Here is an 18,420-nt window from a genome sequence, read left to right as displayed (position 1 = left end):
TCTGCTATTTTAATGAATGAAAATTCTTAGTATTCTGTAAAACAGTTAAAAACTTAACAGTTTCCATATATTTCCAGAATATATTGATAATGTTAAAATTTTAGCACAAACTTATTCCAAATTCATTCATAAAAGTACAAAGGTCGATTAAGTTAGCTTGACAGATAATTTTATTCATTACCACAAAGGGAAGAGATAAACTTTATAAGACTTGTTATTTGTATTTTTACCTCAAAATACAACGCCGCAATGCACATTGTTTATGTGTGCAAAAATCATTCTCTCTAATTATCTGCTGACAGATGTTGAATATAGATCCGATATACGGTAAATATTTAATTGGTTATTCCATAAATAACTAGCCAAAACATTAAGCTCAGAAAAAGCTGATGAAATATCGCAAATCGAATACAGAAATGGATTAACTTATGAGTGATGAAATCACCTCACCGACACAGAGTAATGACTATGGTGCCGCTTCCATAAAAGTTCTCAAAGGTCTTGATGCTGTACGAAAACGTCCTGGCATGTATATTGGTGATACCGATGATGGCTCAGGATTGCATCATATGGTCTACGAGGTCGTGGACAACGCTATCGATGAAGCTTTAGCCGGTCATGCTACTCTTGTAAATGTCACACTCCATGCTGATGGTTCTTGTTCTGTTCGTGATAATGGTCGCGGAATTCCAACAGATATCCATCCAACAGAGGGTATTTCAGCAGCTGAAGTGATCATGACCCAGCTTCATGCAGGTGGAAAATTTGATCAAAATTCTTATAAAGTTTCAGGTGGATTACACGGTGTTGGTGTTTCTGTTGTTAATGCACTGTCCGTTTGGTTGCGGATGCAAATCAGGCGCAATGGCAAAATTCATGAAATGTCTTTTACGCATGGGGTTGCCGACTCTCCACTAAAAATTGTTGGTGATTGCGATGCAGAAAGTGGAACAGAAATCAGATTTTTGCCAAGCTCTGAAACCTTTACTATGGTTGAATTTGATTTTGAAACTTTGGAACGTCGTTTGCGAGAACTCGCTTTTTTAAATTCTGGCATACATATTCTTCTTGTTGACGAACGTCATGCCGACATTCAATCCGTTGAATTGCATTATGACGGTGGATTAATTGAATTTGTCAAGTACATTGACCAAACAAAAAAACCGCTGCTTGACACTCCTATTTACATTACAAGTGAAAAGGATGGAATGAGCGTTGATGTTGCCCTATGGTGGAATGATTCCTACCATGAGAAAGTTTTGTGTTTTACAAATAATATTCCTCAGCGTGATGGTGGAACCCATTTAATAGGTTTTCGTAGCGCTTTAACGCGTCAAATTAATGGTTATGCTGAATCTTCAGGCATTGCAAAAAAAGAAAAAGTTAACTTAACTGGTGATGACTGCCGTGAAGGACTCACAGCTATTCTTTCTGTCAAAGTTCCAGATCCCAAATTTTCTTCACAGACAAAGGATAAATTGGTTTCTTCTGAAGTGCGCCCTATTGTTGAAAACTTGGTGAATGAAGGTCTTTCAGCATGGCTGGAAGAGCATCCTAATGAAGCGAAGCTTATCATCAGTAAAGTGGTAGAAGCTGCAACAGCACGTGAAGCGGCACGCAAAGCACGTGAACTTACAAGACGAAAAGGAGCTCTTGATATCACTTCTCTGCCGGGAAAACTTGCCGATTGCCAAGAACGCGATCCAGCGAAATCTGAAATCTTTATTGTCGAGGGAGATTCGGCGGGAGGTTCAGCAAAAAGTGGACGTTCACGTCAAAATCAAGCAATTTTGCCCTTACGTGGTAAAATTCTTAATGTAGAACGGGCACGTTTTGACCGAATGCTCTCATCTGATATGATCGGGACACTCATTACCGCCCTTGGTACCTCCATCGGTAAAGATGAATTTTCACCAGATAAATTGCGTTATCATAAAATCATCATTATGACAGACGCCGATGTTGATGGTGCACATATCCGTACCCTCCTTCTCACCTTCTTTTTTAGACAAATGCCCGAATTGATTGAGCGTGGACATCTTTATATTGCTCAACCCCCCCTTTATAAAGTATCGCGAGGAAAATTTTCTCAATATATCAAAAATGAAGCAGCATTCGAAGAATTTCTCATTGATACTGGATTGGAAGAAGCAAAGTTAGAATTGTCAACAGGCGAGATTTGTGCTGGTGCTGATTTGCGCAAACTTGCTGAAGATGCTCGCGTATTCCGCCAACTTTTAAATGGTCTTCATACACGCTATGATCGCACAATTGTTGAACAAGCCGCCATTGCCGGAGTTTTTAATCCTGAAGCCCTTTCAACACCAGAAAAAACCCAAAAAACAGCAGATAAAGTGGCAAACCGTCTTGATTTAATTGCTGATGATATGGAACGTGGTTGGACTGGTTATAATGCATCAAATGGGGGTTTATGTTTTGAACGCATTTTACGTGGAGTTAAAGAGACTATTACCCTTGATGCGGGGCTTATTAATTCAGCGGATGCACGTCAAATTGATCGCGTCTCTCAAAATTTCGTAGAAGTTTATAATCTTCCACCTCTCTTACATCGTAAAGATACGTCAGAGCGCATTTTTGGACCGGTTAGCCTTTTAGAGAGTATTTTTACAAATGGTAAAAAAGGCATTACTCTCCAGCGTTATAAAGGCCTTGGAGAAATGAATGCTGAACAACTTTGGGAAACAACCCTTGATCCTAATGGTCGCTCTCTTTTACAAGTTAAAATCAATGATGCAACCGATGCCGATTCACTCTTTTCCCGCTTAATGGGGGATGAAGTTGAACCTCGGCGAGTTTTTATTCAAGATAATGCTTTAAGCGTTGCCAATCTTGATATCTAAAGGTAGTCTTTCGTTTCTAGCTGTATAAACGTCGCAGTTTTATATATTGTTTTTTCGTATTTGAATATTTTCTCTCTGCTTCACTTCATTTACGATAAAAAAATAAGGAAGGTCATGTATATGACAGCTGAAACAGAACGCTTAGGAGCCAAAGGTGGTATGGAGAACTCTTTTGGCTTTACAAGAGTTGATGCAGCACAAAAACAATCTATGGTTGATGGTGTGTTTCACTCTGTTGCTGAGAACTATGATAAGATGAATGATATCTTATCATTAGGGCTACACCGTGTGTGGAAAAATTCTATGGTTGCATGGCTCTCTCCACCCGCACTTTCTAATTGGAAGGTTCTTGATGTTGCTGGCGGTACTGGTGATATCGCTTTTCGCATTCTTAATGCTTCACGCCAAAAAGCCCATGTTACAGTGCTTGATATTAACGGCTCGATGCTCAATGTCGGAAAAAAGCGCGCACAAAAAAATGGTCTTGCTTCTCAGGTTGATTTTGTTGAAGCCAATGCAGAACAGTTACCTTTTGAAGATAAAAGTTTTGATGCTTATACTATCGCTTTTGGAATCCGTAATGTGCCTCATATCGACAAAGCCCTTAGAGAAGCTTTTCGTGTTTTGAAACCGGGAGGACGTTTTTTATGTTTAGAATTTTCAAATGTCGAGATGCCCCTGCTTGACAAAATTTATGATCTTTGGTCTTTCCATGCTATCCCTAAGCTTGGACAAGTCATCGCAAATGATGGCGATGCTTATCGTTATTTGGTTGAATCTATTCGTAAATTTCCTAAACAAGATGATTTTGCCCATATGATAAATCGTGCAGGATTTTCGCGAGTATCTTACCGTAATCTTACGGGTGCAATCGCAGCACTGCATTCAGGTTGGAAAATTTAAAAATGGTGCAAATTTCCACTTACTTTCAATTGATGCGCGCAGGATGGGTTTTAGCGCGTGAAGGTGTTTTGAAGGCTCTTCCTCACGATGATCTTCAAGGATTTCCAGCATTATGTCATCGTATCGCAAGTGCATTAGCGCGACGCAAAACGAAAAAAAAGCAAAGATCTGAAAATATTTCTTATGCCATCAATAGGCTTGGTCCCTCTTATATAAAACTTGGTCAATTTCTTGCTACCAGACCCGATATCGTTGGACGTGATCTTGCGGAAGATTTGGCGCAACTACAAGATCGTGTCGAAACATTTTCTTGCACTGCTGCCATTGCACAAATTGAAAGTTCGCTTGGTCGTTCTATCAATGATTTATTCGTAAATTTTTATCCACCCATTGCCGCCGCTTCTATTGCCCAAGTCCATCCAGCTGAATACAATGATGGGACCGGTCATAAAAAAAAATGTGCTGTTAAAGTCATCCGCCCCAGTATCAGAACGCGTTTTGCTAAAGACCTTAGAAGCTTCTATCTCATTGCCCATTTACAAGAGCGTTATATACCAGCTTCTCGAAGGCTACGCCCTGTTTGTGTGGTCGATACTTTGGCACAAACCACACGTATTGAAATGGATTTACGGTTAGAGGCAGCTGCCATATCAGAAATGGCTGAAAATATTCAACATGATGTAGGATTTCGCGTTCCACAAATTGACTGGGAGCGAACAGGACGCAATGTTTTAACAATGGAATGGATTGATGGTATAAGAATATCCGAGATTTCTGCCCTCAAAGAGGCTGGTTTTAATTTGGAAACACTCGCAATTACACTCATTCAATCTTTCCTTCGTCATACATTGCGTGATGGTTTTTTTCATGCTGATATGCATCCTGGTAATTTATTTATAGACCCCAAAGGGTGTATTGTTGCTGTCGATTTGGGAATTACAGGACGACTTGGCAAAAAAGAAAAGCATTTCCTTGCTGAAATTCTTTACGGCTTTATTACGCGCGATTACCATCGGGTAGCACGTGCTCATTTTGAAGCAGGATATGTACCTCCGCACCACAATATTGAAAGCTTTGCTCAAGCCAATCGTGCCATTGGTGAACCAATTCACGGGCAATCAGCGCAAAGCATTTCCATGGCTAAGTTGCTTACCTTATTGTTTGAAGTCACTGAATTGTTTGATATGCAAACACGACCTGAACTTTTACTATTACAAAAGACTATGGTTGTCGTTGAAGGTGTAGCCCGCACATTGGACCCTCATTTTAACATGTGGAAAGCTTCTGAACCCGTTGTCAGAGAATGGATTGGCAAAAATTTAGGACCCGTGGGACTGGCAAAAGATTTTAGTGAAGGAGCGCAAGCGCTCCTTTCGCTGGCACGCAAAACACCGCAATTGATACAAAACTTCCAACGTATAGAAGAAGACCTCAACAACATGAGAAAAACGGGACTTAATCTTTCTCCCACTACCCTTAAACAACTTGCGGTCGAACAAAGTCGTACCAACCGTTATGGCCGTTATAGTCTATTTATCATTGCGCTTTGTTGTGTTTGTCTCACTTTTTATCTTTTTCATCTTTTCTAATCTGCTTAATATGCTAAAAAATACCAATAATGAAATCGTTGAAATCAATTCACTTCTTGGATGTATTTTATGGCTAGTATTACCATTCGCAATCTTTCATCTGAAGTCAAAGAATCTTTGCGCATACGTGCCGCAAAAAATGGTGTCTCTATGGAAGAGGAAGCGCGTCGCCTTTTAAGCAATCCCTCCACTCCAACGACATACCCCTCTCAAGTGAGTGCTGTCGAATTGCAATCATTGCAATCAAAATCTCTTCTCCTTATTATTGGCGGTAGTATTGCAGCCTATAAAACGCTTGATTTGATTCGCCGTTTGCAAGAACGTGGAGCGCACTTGAACATTATTATGACAAAAGCAGCACAAAAATTCATTACCCCTTTAGCAGCTGAAGCTTTGAGCGGTCATACTGTGTATAGTGATTTGTTTTCACGCGAAGAAGAACATGATATTGGACATATACGATTAGCACGTAATGCTGACCTTATTATTTTAGCGCCCGCTACAGCCAATCGCATTGCAAAAATAGCCAACGGCATAGGAGATGATCTGGCTAATTGTGTGCTTTTAGCAGCACAATGCCCACTCTTGATTGCACCAGCCATGAATCCCACGATGTGGACACATCCAGCAACGGTTCGCAATGTTGCACAACTGCGCACAGATGGCGTTCATATAGTCGGACCAGAAATTGGAAAAATGGCTGAACGCGATGAAACAGGCTGTGGACGCATGAGTGAACCCTTAACCATTGTAGCCGCAGTAGAAACTCTTTTGGGTGTGCAAGAAAGGCCACTTGCTGGTCGCCATTTCATTGTTACTTCTGGCCCTACCCATGAACCGATTGATCCCGTGCGTTACCTTGCTAATCGCTCTTCAGGCAAACAAGGTCATGCTATTGCGATAGCTCTTACACATTTGGGCGCCAAAGTGACGCTTATCTGTGGACCGGTTAATCTTGCCGATCCACAAGGGGTCAAAACCATTCATGTTGAAACAGCGCATCAAATGTTACAAGCTGTTCAGGATGCTTTGCCTGCCGATGGCGCAGTTTTTGTTTCTGCCGTTTGCGACTGGCGCAGCCAAACGCAATCTTCACACAAGATCAAAAAACATGCTCATCAAGCACCACCATCCTTGCAGATGGTTGAAAATCCTGATATTTTGGCAACAATTAGCCATGCTTCAAACCGTCCCCCACTTGTGATTGGCTTTGCTGCTGAAACCTGTGATATCATTGCTAATGCGCAAAAAAAATGTATCGAAAAAAGAGCAGATTTTATTCTTGCCAATGATATCTCTCTTCAAGCTGATGGCATAAGCGTTATGGGTGCTGATACAAATCAAGTTTATCTCGTTAGTAAAGAAAATGTTGAACAGTGGCCGCACATGAGTAAACAAAAAGTAGCGCAAAGATTAGCAAGGGTTATTGTGTCATTTTTCAACCCCCATACCCCTATTCATCAATGAACAAACGTAACCTTATTTCAAATAAGAATTTTTCAAACATCAAACCATCAAATACTTAAAAAGTGCAACACAAAACAAAAATGAAACTCACTTACCACATCACATAAAAGTATTTGTACGTATGATTCTCACTGAGAGAACGGCCAACTTCGCAATCTCTTTCTCTCGCAAGAGATGAAAATCCTTATGTATTTCAGTTTATTTGTAAAATAGCTAGATTAGTTTCTTTTATCGCAACCCGTGTATGCTATTCATTTTTATGAGCTTTGCAGAAAAATCCTATCGTGGTTTCCTACAATGCTAACCTCCTCCCAGCTCTAAAGGACGAAGATTCCTAGCCACTACCAACCTGTTATTAGGTTGGGTTTTCTCAGGTAGTTTCTGCTTACGACCACTTATGTGATTGGCTTCATAAATTCTATGTATAACTCCCAACCTGAATATTTTATGCTACTTTTATACTTAGTTGGTACAAAAATTGAACTCAGGCATAAATAATATTGCGTTTTAAAATATACATGAATATGTCTTACCACCGTACTGAAAGAAACCGTTCCCTAGCACTTGCTTTACGATACTAGAGGTAAAAAATACCATCTTTTGACAGTTTCTCCTTAATCAACAAAATTATACGATTTATAAAATAAGTGCATATGTAAAGTACTTTCCAATCTCTCTCTTGTTTTCACTTTTTTATTACTTACTTAGTTGTTATGATTTTTACTGCTGCTTATCGCGCCCTACAACGTCTTCTTACCCCACAATATCGCACTATGATATTGAAAGCTTTGGGAATTACTGTTGTTGTGCTCATTATTCTATGGCTTTGTGCGCGCCAACTTTTCATATCCTACTTTTGGCCTTGGATTGCTGATTTTCTTCCTGGGTTACCTAGTTGGGCAGGATGGTTGGGATTTGGCATGCTAATCGTTTTTAATCTTGGTTTAGCTTTGCTGATGGCTTTTTTTATCGCCCCAATCACCGCTATGATTGGTGGTTTTTTTATTGATTCTGCTGCTGAAATTATTGAAAAAGAAGATTATCCAAACGATCCTGTTGGACATGCTCTGCCGTTTGGGCGTTCTCTCATTCTCTCCTTGAAATTTGTTTTTTTAAGTCTTTTGGGTAATGGAATCGCTTTTCTTTTGTTTTTTGTGCCAGGTATCAATTTGATCGCCTTTTATATTATTAATGGCTACTTACTTGGCCGTGAATACTTCGTGTTTGCAGCATACCGTTTTCGATCCGAACAAGAAGCGCACGCTTTTTTACACACCCATTACACAACGGTTTTTTGTGCAGGGTTGTTGATAGCGCTTTTTGTTTCAATTCCTATTCTTAATTTAGCAACGCCGCTTTTCGCAGCTGCTTTTATGACACACTTACACAAGATGCTTTCCCAAAAGACTCCCGCGCGTGTTACGCAAAAATAATGGCACTTACTTAAAATCCAACAAAACTCATGAGAAAAAAGAAGTTAAAACAAATTTTGTGCCTTAAATGACTGCTTTCATTTCTCTCATTAAGAAAATCTTTTAAAAAATCTTGCTCTGATGCTGGCATTTCGTTAACATAATGCGACCATGTCCATTGTTTTTTGGACTATTATAGTCTTATTGATGTTACATTATAAGTCCTCTTTGCTGTACAGCTGTTGGTGTTAATGGTTAATTGAATATGTGTTTTATCAGAAGCAAATAAGGAGTTTGCCAACCGGCATAAGGAGTAGGTTTTTATATCAAAGCAAAAAAAACAAAAAACGTCAGTTATTAAAAATCAAAATTGCTGAGAGGTTTATTGTAAGGAACACTTTTAAGGGGAAGGATTTTTATGATCTTGGAAAGACAAAAAATTAAAAGACAATGAAGTTAGAGCTATACGTATACACGTAAAAGTATTAAATGGGCTTGTTTATACATCCAGCGAAGCAAGTCTGACTATTTTGAGTCCTATATTCTTTTAAATTATGCAGAGAGTTTATAATATTTAAAGAGAGGCTATAAAGATGAACTGGATTACAAATTATGTTCGTCCTAAAATTAACTCTATATTGGGGCGTCGTGAAATTCCAGATAATCTATGGATTAAAGATCCCACGAGTGGTGAGATGGTCTTCCATAAAGATCTGGAGATGAATCAATATGTGGTTCCTATTTCTGGCTATCATATGCGCATCAGCGCTAAAAATCGTCTCATACATTTTTTTGATGATGGCGTTTATACGCCTCTTGAAAATCCAAAAGTTGTAACAGACCCTTTAAAGTTTCGCGATGAAAAACGCTATATTGACCGGTTAAAAGATTATCGTTCTAAACTTGGTGTTGATGACAATATTTTAAGTGCACGAGGAACCATAGAGGGTTTACCGATTATAGCTACCGTTCAAGACTTCGCCTTTATGGGTGGCTCTCTTGGTATGGCTTCAGGGGAAGCTATCATAAAAGCTTTTGATACCGCCATTGCTGAAAAACGCCCTTTAGTTCTTTTTGCTGCTTCTGGCGGTGCACGCATGCAAGAAGGAACACTTTCATTGATGCAAATGCCTCGTACAACCGTAGCTATCGAAATGATGAAAGAAGCAAAACTCCCCTATATTGTGGTTCTTACCAATCCAACCACCGGTGGTGTTACTGCTTCTTATGCCATGCTTGGTGATGTTCACATTGCCGAACCCGGTGCTATGATTGGTTTTGCGGGACCACGTGTCATTCAACAAACCATACGTGAAACCTTACCAGAAGGTTTTCAAAGCAGTGAATATCTGCTCGAACATGGCATGGTTGATATGGTTGTATCGCGCTTAAAAATGAAAGCGACCATTGCACGCCTTCTACGCTTGATGATGAAATATCCTGCCACTGTTAACCCTTCCAATCCATCGCCAACAAATTCTCAAACATCGGTTTCTACAACAAAAGCAGCTTAAGTGTATGGAAAAAAGCCAAGTGCAAAGGGTGGTAGATGATTTACTGAAAAACTATCCAAAAAAGTTTGATCTTTCTTTAGAACGTATTCTTCACCTTTTAGAACGTCTTGGCAATCCACATTTAAAGCTTGCGCCTGTTATTCACATTGCTGGCACAAATGGCAAAGGATCTGCTTCAGCGATTTGTCGTGCTCTTTTGGAAAGCGCAGGCTACCGCGTTCATGTCTATAGTTCACCTCATTTGGTGAACTGGAATGAACGTTGTCGGCTAGGTCAAATAGGAGGCGGACAATTTGTCACAGAGAACAAATTGGCTGAAACAATTCATGAAATCATAAAAGTGAATCGTGACAACCCGATCACTGTTTTTGAAATTTTTACAGCAGCTGCCTTTATGTTATTTAGCACACATCCAGCTGATGTAGTGATTCTAGAAGTTGGATTAGGAGGACGTTTTGATGCTACAAATGTGATTAACAAGCCAGCTGTATCCCTTATTATGCCCATTGACTATGATCATGAGGCTTTTCTTGGAAACACAATTGCACAAATTGCTTTTCAAAAAGGGGGAATTATCAAACCAGCTGTTCCAGTGGTTATCGGTAAGCAAGATCATGATGAAACCTTTTCACTTTTAACAACCCTTGCGGATAAAAATAAAGCACCTTATTCCCTGTTTGATCAAGATTATCAAAGCTATACAGAATATGGGCATATGGTCTTTCAAAATAGTCAAGGTCTTATGGATCTTCCACTTCCTAACCTTATTGGAGCTCACCAAATTGCTAATGCCGGAGCCTCTCTTGAAGCAGTTTATCAAGCAGGTTTTCAACTTTCAGAACAATCAATAAATTATGCTTTGCAAAATATTTACTGGCCAGCACGGATGCAACATCTCACCCATGGAAACTTGGTTGATCAGCTGTCTCCTAGTATTGATTTATGGTTAGATGGTGGTCATAATCCCGCTGCTGGAAAAGTTGTTGCGGCAGAGTTTATTCAATGGAGAAAAAAATCAAACCGTCCTCTCATTATGATTGCTGGTATGCTCAATACTAAAGATGCTGTCGGTTATTTCCGTCCTCTAGCAAAACTCGTAGATAAAGTCTATACGATCCCGTTAACTGACAACAACGCTAGTATTTGTCCAACGATTTTAGCTGAATCCGCACGGAAAGTAGGGCTCTTTGCTACCCCACAAGATCATCTACAAGATGCCTTACATAAAATCAACTCAGAGCATAAAGATGCAATTGTCCTTATTGGTGGTTCCCTTTACCTTGCAGGCGATATTTTACGTGACAACAAAACACCACCATGTTAGGAATTGATTATACATAGAGCTTTGAAAGATTGACCTTTTAATCATGCAACTTGATTTTGCACTTTATCAACATCCTAAACTTATTACTGTTTTCGGCGGCTCTGGCTTTGTAGGGCGGCATGTTGTTGAAACTTTAACCAAGCGGGGTTATCGCGTTCGCATTGCTGTTCGTTGTCCGCAAAAAGCTTATTACATGCTCCAAATAGGAGAAGTGGGACAAACCCAAATGCTTAAAACCGATATCAAGCATCGCGCCTCTGTTGCACGTGCATTGTTTGGAGCAGATGGTGCAGTATTTCTTCCTGGTAGCTTAGCGCAAGCAAATCAGTCAAACTTTCAAAAAACACAAACTGAAGGTACGCAAAATGTTTCTGAATTAGCAGCAGAAGCCGGTATTCCACTTATTTACATGTCAGCACTTGTAGCCGATCAACATGCTTCATGCCTTTATGCACGCGTCAAATTTGCGGGTGAACAAATCGTTCAAAATAAGCATCCTCAAGCGATTATTATGCGCCCATCCGTTATCTTTGGACCAGAGGATTGTTTCTTTAACACCTTAGCAGACTTATCACGTTTTTTACCAATCATGCCCCTTTTTGGTGGTGGACAAAGTAAATTGCAACCCGTGTATGTAGGTGACATCGCGGAATTTGTTGTACGCGCTTTAGAAGAACATGTTACCTTTGGAAAAATCTATGATCTTGGTGGCCCACAAATTATGACATTCCACAATGTCCTTGAAAATATATTTAAAATTATTCACCGCAAAAAGACAACTCTACCCATGCCTCTTTCTGCCGGTCTGTTGATTGGAAGTTTTTTGGGAATTATCGGTAAATTACCTTTAGTGCCAACATTGTTAACTGCCGATCAAATACGTTTCCTACAATTAGATAATGTTGTCTCTCAAGCAGCGATAGAAAACGGATACACTTTAGAGGGAGCAGGAATTGTTCCTAGAGCAATGGCTGCACTCTTGCCTAGTTATCTCTGGCGGTTTCGTCCACATGGCCAATTTTCCAAAAATTTTCCAGCGTAGCGTATATGCCTATAATTATTTAATATATTGATTTATAATGGGAATTCATTGTTTTCCATAGTGGAATGTACACACCGAAGAGAGTTAATATTTTCTCATTTTGAGCCCTCACATTTTGAATCATAAAAAAAACGCTTACTTGTACATCACAAGAGAAAGCGACGTTTGGATAAAAATTATCTCAGAAAAGACTAAATATACGCACTATAAAACTGCTTTAACAAGAGCAGACGCAACATAGGAAGACAAAAAATATAAAATGGCTATAGCTCGTTATTTTACAAGCATAAGTAAGGGAAGTGATACCCAATGAATTTTGTATTCTACCACTATAGGTAGTACTAAAAATAGAATCAGAGGCAATGAGATATGTCTTTTTAAAATAAATACGTGAATGAGCAACACAACGACATGCTATTCTTCGTGAGTGTATATATTTTTTACATCTGAATTAATTTCTTACTCCACAAAAGAGAGTATAGCTACATTGAAAAAATTAATATGTCTCTCTTTCTTTTCAAAATACCAAATCTCGTAGCTGTTTTCTTTGTTGCCTTATCCTCTTCACAGTTTAAAAATGAACGAATGTCGATAAAACTTTGTTCACTTAAGAAGACCTTGCAAGCGCTTTTTGTAGCCTGCTGATAACATCATTGCACAATGGGTAAAGCATGTTTATTGTACAAAATTTATGGAAACTTAAAAAAATTTCTAAGTAAAGAAACCTTTCTATTCACTTCACTTGCATTTTTTTTTAATTTCTCCTACCGTTTTGCAAAAACTGATTTTAAAGGAATAAAAAATGGCAACTCCAAATTATGTTGTCAAAGATATCGCGCTTGCTGCCTATGGGCGTAAAGAACTTGATATTGCTGAAACTGAAATGCCTGGTTTAATGGCTTGCCGTGAGGAGTTTTCTTCTAGCCAACCTTTGCGCGGAGCACGTATTTCTGGTTCATTGCACATGACAATTCAAACAGCTGTTTTGATTGAGACATTGAAAGTGATCGGTGCCGATGTACGCTGGAGTTCTAGCAATATTTTTTCCACGCAAGACCATGCAGCAGCGGCTATTGCAGCCACAGGTACTCCTGTTTTCGCGGTTAAAGGTGAAACACTTGAAGAATATTGGACTTATATAGATGCAATTTTCCAATGGCCCGATGGCAATCCCTCCAATCTTATCTTAGATGATGGATCTGATGCTACAAACTATATTTTGATGGGATGCCGTGCAGAAGAAAATAAAAATATTCTATCTCACCCCAAAACAGAAGAAGAGGGGATTTTTTTCAAACAAATCCAAAAACGTATGGATGCTACACCAGGATTTTTCATACGCCAGCGTGCAGCAATCAAAGGTGTAAGCGAAGAAACCACAACGGGTGTACAACGCCTTTATCAATTGCAAAAGGAAGGGCTTTTGCCTTTCCCAGCTATTAACGTCAATGATAGTGTCACTAAATCAAAATTTGATAATAAATATGGATGTAGAGAATCATTAGTAGACGGCATCCGACGCGCAACAGACGTTATGATAGCTGGTAAGACTGCTATTGTCTGTGGTTATGGTGATGTGGGTAAAGGTTCAGCAGCCTCTCTTTCAGGTGCTGGAGCACGCGTCAAAGTAACAGAAATCGATCCGATCTGCGCCCTTCAAGCAGCTATGAACGGCTATGAAGTTGTTAACTTAGATGATGCTGCCTCCAGTGCTGATATTATCATCACAACAACGGGCAATAAAGATATTGTCCGATTAGACCATATGCGACAAGTTAAAGATATGTGCATCCTTGGAAACATTGGCCATTTTGATAACGAAATCCAAGTAGCAGCCCTTAGAAATTTACCATGGACGAATATTAAGCCACAAGTTGATATGATCACCTTTCCTGATGGGAAACGTATCATTTTGCTCTCTGAAGGGCGTTTACTTAACCTCGGTAATGCTACCGGACACCCTTCTTTTGTCATGTCTGCCTCATTTACCAATCAAGTTCTAGCGCAAATTGAACTCTTTACCCGTTCAGAACACTATAAAAATGAAGTAGCTGTTTTGCCAAAGCACCTTGATGAGAAAGTTGCGCGTCTTCACCTTGATCGGTTAGGAATAAAATTAAGCGTTTTATCAGAAGAACAAGCCGCTTATATTGGAGTTACACCACAAGGACCCTATAAACCAAATCATTACCGTTATTAAAACGTTTCCCTCAGTTAAAAGAAAAAAGGAAAACGCATCGTGCTCAACTTTGGTGATGCTACCCCCAAAGAAAAAGCTCAAAAAATGATCCGAATCTGTACTCATCTCTTTTGCCTTTTTTTCATTTTTTCTCCAACATGCGCTATTGCTCTGTCATTGGAAATGCATCTACCACCTACCTTCACTTTACCAGATGGTCCATGGCTTCTTTTAGCGCTCTGCGGAGGAATTTCTTGTGCCTCACTTCTTATGTGTATGGCAGTTATTATGCGCGTAAAAAAAGCTTCACAAAAACCTTTGAAAGTAATTCAAGCAGATTTTTCTGAAAAACTTCGATATTATGAGTGGCTTTTGGAAGAAACAGGACAATCCCTTCTTATTTGGGAAAACCCAACGGATTCACCCCGTGTAGTTGGTAATATTCCCCTATTACAAAAAGCAGGAATTCATCAGAAAGACTTTCAGCATTTTAACCTATGGCTTGAAGAAAATTCAAGCCGAGAACTTGACTACGCATTAACGCAATTGCGTTACAATTCTCACCCTTTTGAACTTTCCATCACCACCACAAACAATATGCTGTTACAAGTTACAGGGGTAATCGCCGGAACAGCGGCCATTGCACGCTTTCAAGACATTTCAACACAACAGAGCGAAAATGCTCGTTTACAGAAAGATATCGCTACAATTCTTACCGAACTGAGAATGCAGCGCAATCTTCTTGATCGTATTCAAGAACCTGTATGGATACGAGATTGTGAGGGGAAAGTTTGTTTTATCAATCGCGCCTTTAAAGAAATGACAGGCTTTAGAGAAAATAACAATGAAGTCATTGATCTTTTTAATGAAAAAACACAACCCAAAACAGATGAAATAGAAACGATTTTTCAAGAGCACGTTCATACAGTCATTGATGGAGAACGGCACTGTTTTTACCTCACACGGATTACAACAGAAGAAGGAATGGCAGCTTTTGCCCGTGATGACAGCGCATATGAAAACCTTGCTAATGAACTGAGGCACGTTCTTCAAAGCCATTGTGAAACACTTGATCAAATCTCAACAGCTGTAGCCATTTTTGATACAAACCAAAAATTAAAATTCTGCAATCAGGCTTTTAAAATTTTATGGTCGTTGGAGAGTTCTTTTCTAGAAAGTAAACCAAGCCATACATTGCTTCTTGAACACTTGCGTGAAAAAGGACTCCTTGCGGAACATCCTGATTGGCGCGCGTGGAAAGAAGAACTTTTTAAAGCCTATCGGCAAACAGAATCGAATCAACAAATATGGAATCTTCCTGATGGGCGCACGGTACGTGTTATTTCCAGCCCCCATCCACAAGGAGGTGTCACTTGGCTTTACGAAAATCTCACAGAAAAAATTGATCTTGAACGACGCTATAATACACTTATTAAAATACAAGGCGAAACGCTTGATAAACTTTCAGAAGGAGTGGTAGTTTTTGGCACTGACGGGCGTCTTCGTTTATCGAATCCAGCTCTGTCTAAATTATGGTCTCTTCCCTATAATTTATTGGTAGAAGGTACCCATATCACACAGCTACAAGGCCATTGTTCAGCTCTGTGCACGGGGACTGAATGGAATCAGTTTGCCAAATTTATTACAGGTTTTGCTGAAAAGCGTGACACATATTCAGGTCGTATGGATCTCAAAAACGAAATGATTATTGACTACACATTGGTCCCGCTCCCCAATGGGCAAACGATGCTCACTTTCGTTAATGTTACGGACACCGTCCATGTTGCGCGTGCTCTTCAAGAAAAAAATGAAGCCTTGGAAAGTGCTGATCGTTTGCGTAATGAATTTGTCCAACATGTTTCCTATGAACTGCGCACACCTCTTACTAATATTATAGGGTTTTCTGATATTTTAGGTGATCAAATTTTTGGCTCTATCAATGAACGTCAAAAGGAATATCTTGGGTATATTCATTCAGAATCAGACACTCTTTTGAATATTGTTAATGATATTCTTGACCTTGCAACCCTTGATGCAGGTATCATGAAGCTAGACATAAAGCCAGTTAATATTGCCGATGCTATGATACACGCAGTAGCGCGCGTGGAAGAGCGCCTTAACGGACGCCATATTACACTTCTACAGCAAATTTCTCCCTCCTTAAATGTTATTTCTGCTGATGCAACACGTTTGCACCAAATCTTTGTTAATGTTCTGAGTAATGCGATTAATTTCGCAGCAGAAGCAAGCACGATTGAATTTTGTGTCGATGAGCAAGATGACAACATCGTCTTTAGTGTCCACAATGAGGGATCTGATATTCCAGAAGATATTCTTGATCGCATTTTCAAACGCTTTTCTTCTCATTCACATCATGGTGGACGTGCAGGAGCAGGTCTTGGGCTTTCCCTTGTAAAAAGCTTTGTTGAACTCCATGGTGGTCACGTTGAAATCCTTACCGGTACGGGACAAGGAACAACGGTTAAATGTTTTTTTCCAAGCCCCAAAGGAGATAAAGTTTTTTAATTTCGCCCTTTATCGTTACACAATTTTTTCTCATTCATTTTACGGAACTTGTAATGCCTTTTAATTTTTTTCTTGAAAATGAAGAAGCAACAAAGCTTTTTGCGCAAGATTTAGCCCTCGCTTTAAAGCTAGGTGATATTGTAACGCTGCAAGGCGATCTTGGAACAGGAAAATCAACCATCGCACGGACAATCATCCACACACTTGCCAATGACAGTACTCTAGATGTTCCAAGTCCTACTTTCACTCTCGCTCAAAGCTATAAGCTTCCACAATTTGATGTTCTTCATGTTGATCTTTATCGTCTTTCTATAGAAGAAGAAATTGATGAATTAGGACTTCATGAAGAACGTGAGCAAAGCATTTTGCTCATTGAATGGCCAGAAAAAGGGGCTGATATTTTAGGACCTGCTACCTTTGTAATTACTTTACAGCATGAAGGCTCTGGGCGTCGTGTGATTCTTAAATCAGCACAACATTCTATTGAGCGTCTACAGCGATCTTTTGCAATCCGCACATTTTTAAAAACCCATAACCGTGGTCATGTTCATCGTCGTTTTTTAGCTGGAGATGCCTCTGCTCGCACCTATGAACTTTTGGATGATGGAAACTATCAAGAAGTTCTTATGAATGCACCAACCATGCAGATGAAACAAAACACAGATCTCTCTTACGTAACAATGACACGCCTTGCAAAAAATATCCGTCAATTTATAGGAATTAATCAGCTCATTTTGGACAATGGCTTTTCTGCTCCCCATATCTTTGTTGAAGATTCTGAAAAAGGTCTTTTGATTCTAGAAGATTTCGGGCGTGAAGGAATTTTAGATCAAACTGGCAATCCTTTGGAAGAACGTTATATCGCCTGTAGTGAATTACTGGCTACCTTTCACCAAAAGTCATGGCCTTCTGAAAAGCAATTTGCAACATTTTCTCTTCAAATTCCTTCCTATGATTGCCAAGCGCTTCAAGCAGAACTCTCCTTATTGCTAGACTGGTATTTGCCCTTCCAAACACAAAAAACCTTGGATCAAGAACAGCGTGAAGCCTTTTTTGCGTGTTGGCAACCCTATCTCGTTAGCCTCACCAAAGGAGAAAACACCTTTGTCATGCGTGATTACCATTCCCCTAATATTCTTTGGCGCACAGATAAAGAGGGATTTTCCCGCATTGGTCTCATTGATTTTCAAGATGGCTTAATCGGTCCAACAGCCTATGATCTTGTCTCTTTAGCACAAGATGCACGTCTGTTTATTCCACCAACACTCGAAGAGAAAATTCTTGATGCCTATTGTCATGCGCGTCATCAAGCACAACGACCTTTTAATGAAGATGAATTACGTAGGCTTTACGCATTTGCAGGCGCCCAACGAGCTTCGAAAGTTTTAGGAATTTTTGTCCGTCTTCACGAACGAGATGAAAAATCATCTTATCTCAAATATCTACCTCATGTACAGGATTATCTTGCCCGCAATCTCTCGCACCCAATGCTTGCACCTTTACAAAGTTTTTATCAAAAATTAGGACTCCTTTTAGAAGCATAATAGAAATTCACACGTTAGCCTTTGCAACATACTCTTCATTCAAGCAATCTACTTTTTCT

At 39.5% G+C, this 18,420-nt stretch carries 11 protein-coding genes; all 11 read left to right on the top strand.

Features of this window, described 5'->3' with window-relative positions; translation table 11 throughout:
• The first annotated feature begins 428 nt into the window (after positions 1 to 428).
• The 11 genes from gyrB to tsaE all read left to right on the top strand — a co-directional run bounded on the left by gyrB (position 429) and on the right by tsaE (position 18,361).
• Positions 429 to 2,861 carry a DNA topoisomerase (ATP-hydrolyzing) subunit B gene (gene gyrB, locus J7R13_RS01690; RefSeq protein ID WP_208437180.1) on the top strand — a complete coding sequence of 811 codons (2,433 nt, stop codon included), beginning with the start codon at positions 429 to 431 and terminating at the stop codon, positions 2,859 to 2,861.
• A gap of 120 nt (positions 2,862 to 2,981) precedes the next feature.
• The gene (gene ubiE / locus J7R13_RS01685) at positions 2,982 to 3,764 is read left to right on the top strand and encodes a bifunctional demethylmenaquinone methyltransferase/2-methoxy-6-polyprenyl-1,4-benzoquinol methylase UbiE (protein WP_208437179.1); all 783 of its coding nucleotides are present in this window, start codon (positions 2,982 to 2,984) and stop codon (positions 3,762 to 3,764) included.
• Positions 3,765 to 3,766: 2 nt separating this feature from the next.
• Positions 3,767 to 5,353, top strand: a complete 1,587-nt coding sequence (gene ubiB, locus J7R13_RS01680; protein ID WP_208437178.1) for a 2-polyprenylphenol 6-hydroxylase — start codon at positions 3,767 to 3,769, stop codon at positions 5,351 to 5,353.
• Between the two features lie 69 nt (positions 5,354 to 5,422).
• Entirely contained in the window at positions 5,423 to 6,820 is a 1,398-nt protein-coding gene (coaBC, locus tag J7R13_RS01675) for a bifunctional phosphopantothenoylcysteine decarboxylase/phosphopantothenate--cysteine ligase CoaBC (RefSeq protein WP_208437177.1), read from the top strand.
• Positions 6,821 to 7,533: 713 nt separating this feature from the next.
• Positions 7,534 to 8,253: a sulfate transporter family protein gene (locus J7R13_RS01670; RefSeq protein WP_208437176.1), complete on the top strand. Its 720-nt coding sequence runs from the start codon at positions 7,534 to 7,536 to the stop codon at positions 8,251 to 8,253.
• A 572-nt stretch (positions 8,254 to 8,825) separates the two neighbouring features.
• Positions 8,826 to 9,746 (top strand): acetyl-CoA carboxylase, carboxyltransferase subunit beta, encoded by a 921-nt coding sequence (gene accD / locus J7R13_RS01665; protein ID WP_208437175.1) that lies wholly within the window; start codon positions 8,826 to 8,828, stop codon positions 9,744 to 9,746.
• Positions 9,747 to 9,750: 4 nt separating this feature from the next.
• Entirely contained in the window at positions 9,751 to 11,070 is a 1,320-nt protein-coding gene (locus tag J7R13_RS01660; protein WP_208437174.1) for a bifunctional folylpolyglutamate synthase/dihydrofolate synthase, read from the top strand.
• A 43-nt stretch (positions 11,071 to 11,113) separates the two neighbouring features.
• Positions 11,114 to 12,112, top strand: coding sequence for a complex I NDUFA9 subunit family protein (locus tag J7R13_RS01655; RefSeq protein ID WP_208437173.1), 999 nt, complete (start codon positions 11,114 to 11,116; stop codon positions 12,110 to 12,112).
• An 802-nt stretch (positions 12,113 to 12,914) separates the two neighbouring features.
• Positions 12,915 to 14,312, top strand: a complete 1,398-nt coding sequence (ahcY, locus tag J7R13_RS01650) for an adenosylhomocysteinase (protein ID WP_208437172.1) — start codon at positions 12,915 to 12,917, stop codon at positions 14,310 to 14,312.
• Positions 14,313 to 14,351: 39 nt separating this feature from the next.
• Entirely contained in the window at positions 14,352 to 16,817 is a 2,466-nt protein-coding gene (locus J7R13_RS01645) for a sensor histidine kinase (RefSeq protein WP_208437171.1), read from the top strand.
• 53 nt (positions 16,818 to 16,870) lie between these two features.
• Positions 16,871 to 18,361 (top strand): tRNA (adenosine(37)-N6)-threonylcarbamoyltransferase complex ATPase subunit type 1 TsaE, encoded by a 1,491-nt coding sequence (gene tsaE, locus J7R13_RS01640; protein WP_208437170.1) that lies wholly within the window; start codon positions 16,871 to 16,873, stop codon positions 18,359 to 18,361.
• Positions 18,362 to 18,420 lie beyond the last annotated feature (59 nt).

The organism is Bartonella taylorii 8TBB, assembly GCF_902825155.1.
Lineage (GTDB): Bacteria > Pseudomonadota > Alphaproteobacteria > Rhizobiales > Rhizobiaceae > Bartonella > Bartonella taylorii_A.
This window is presented reverse-complemented; position numbering and strand designations above follow the sequence as displayed.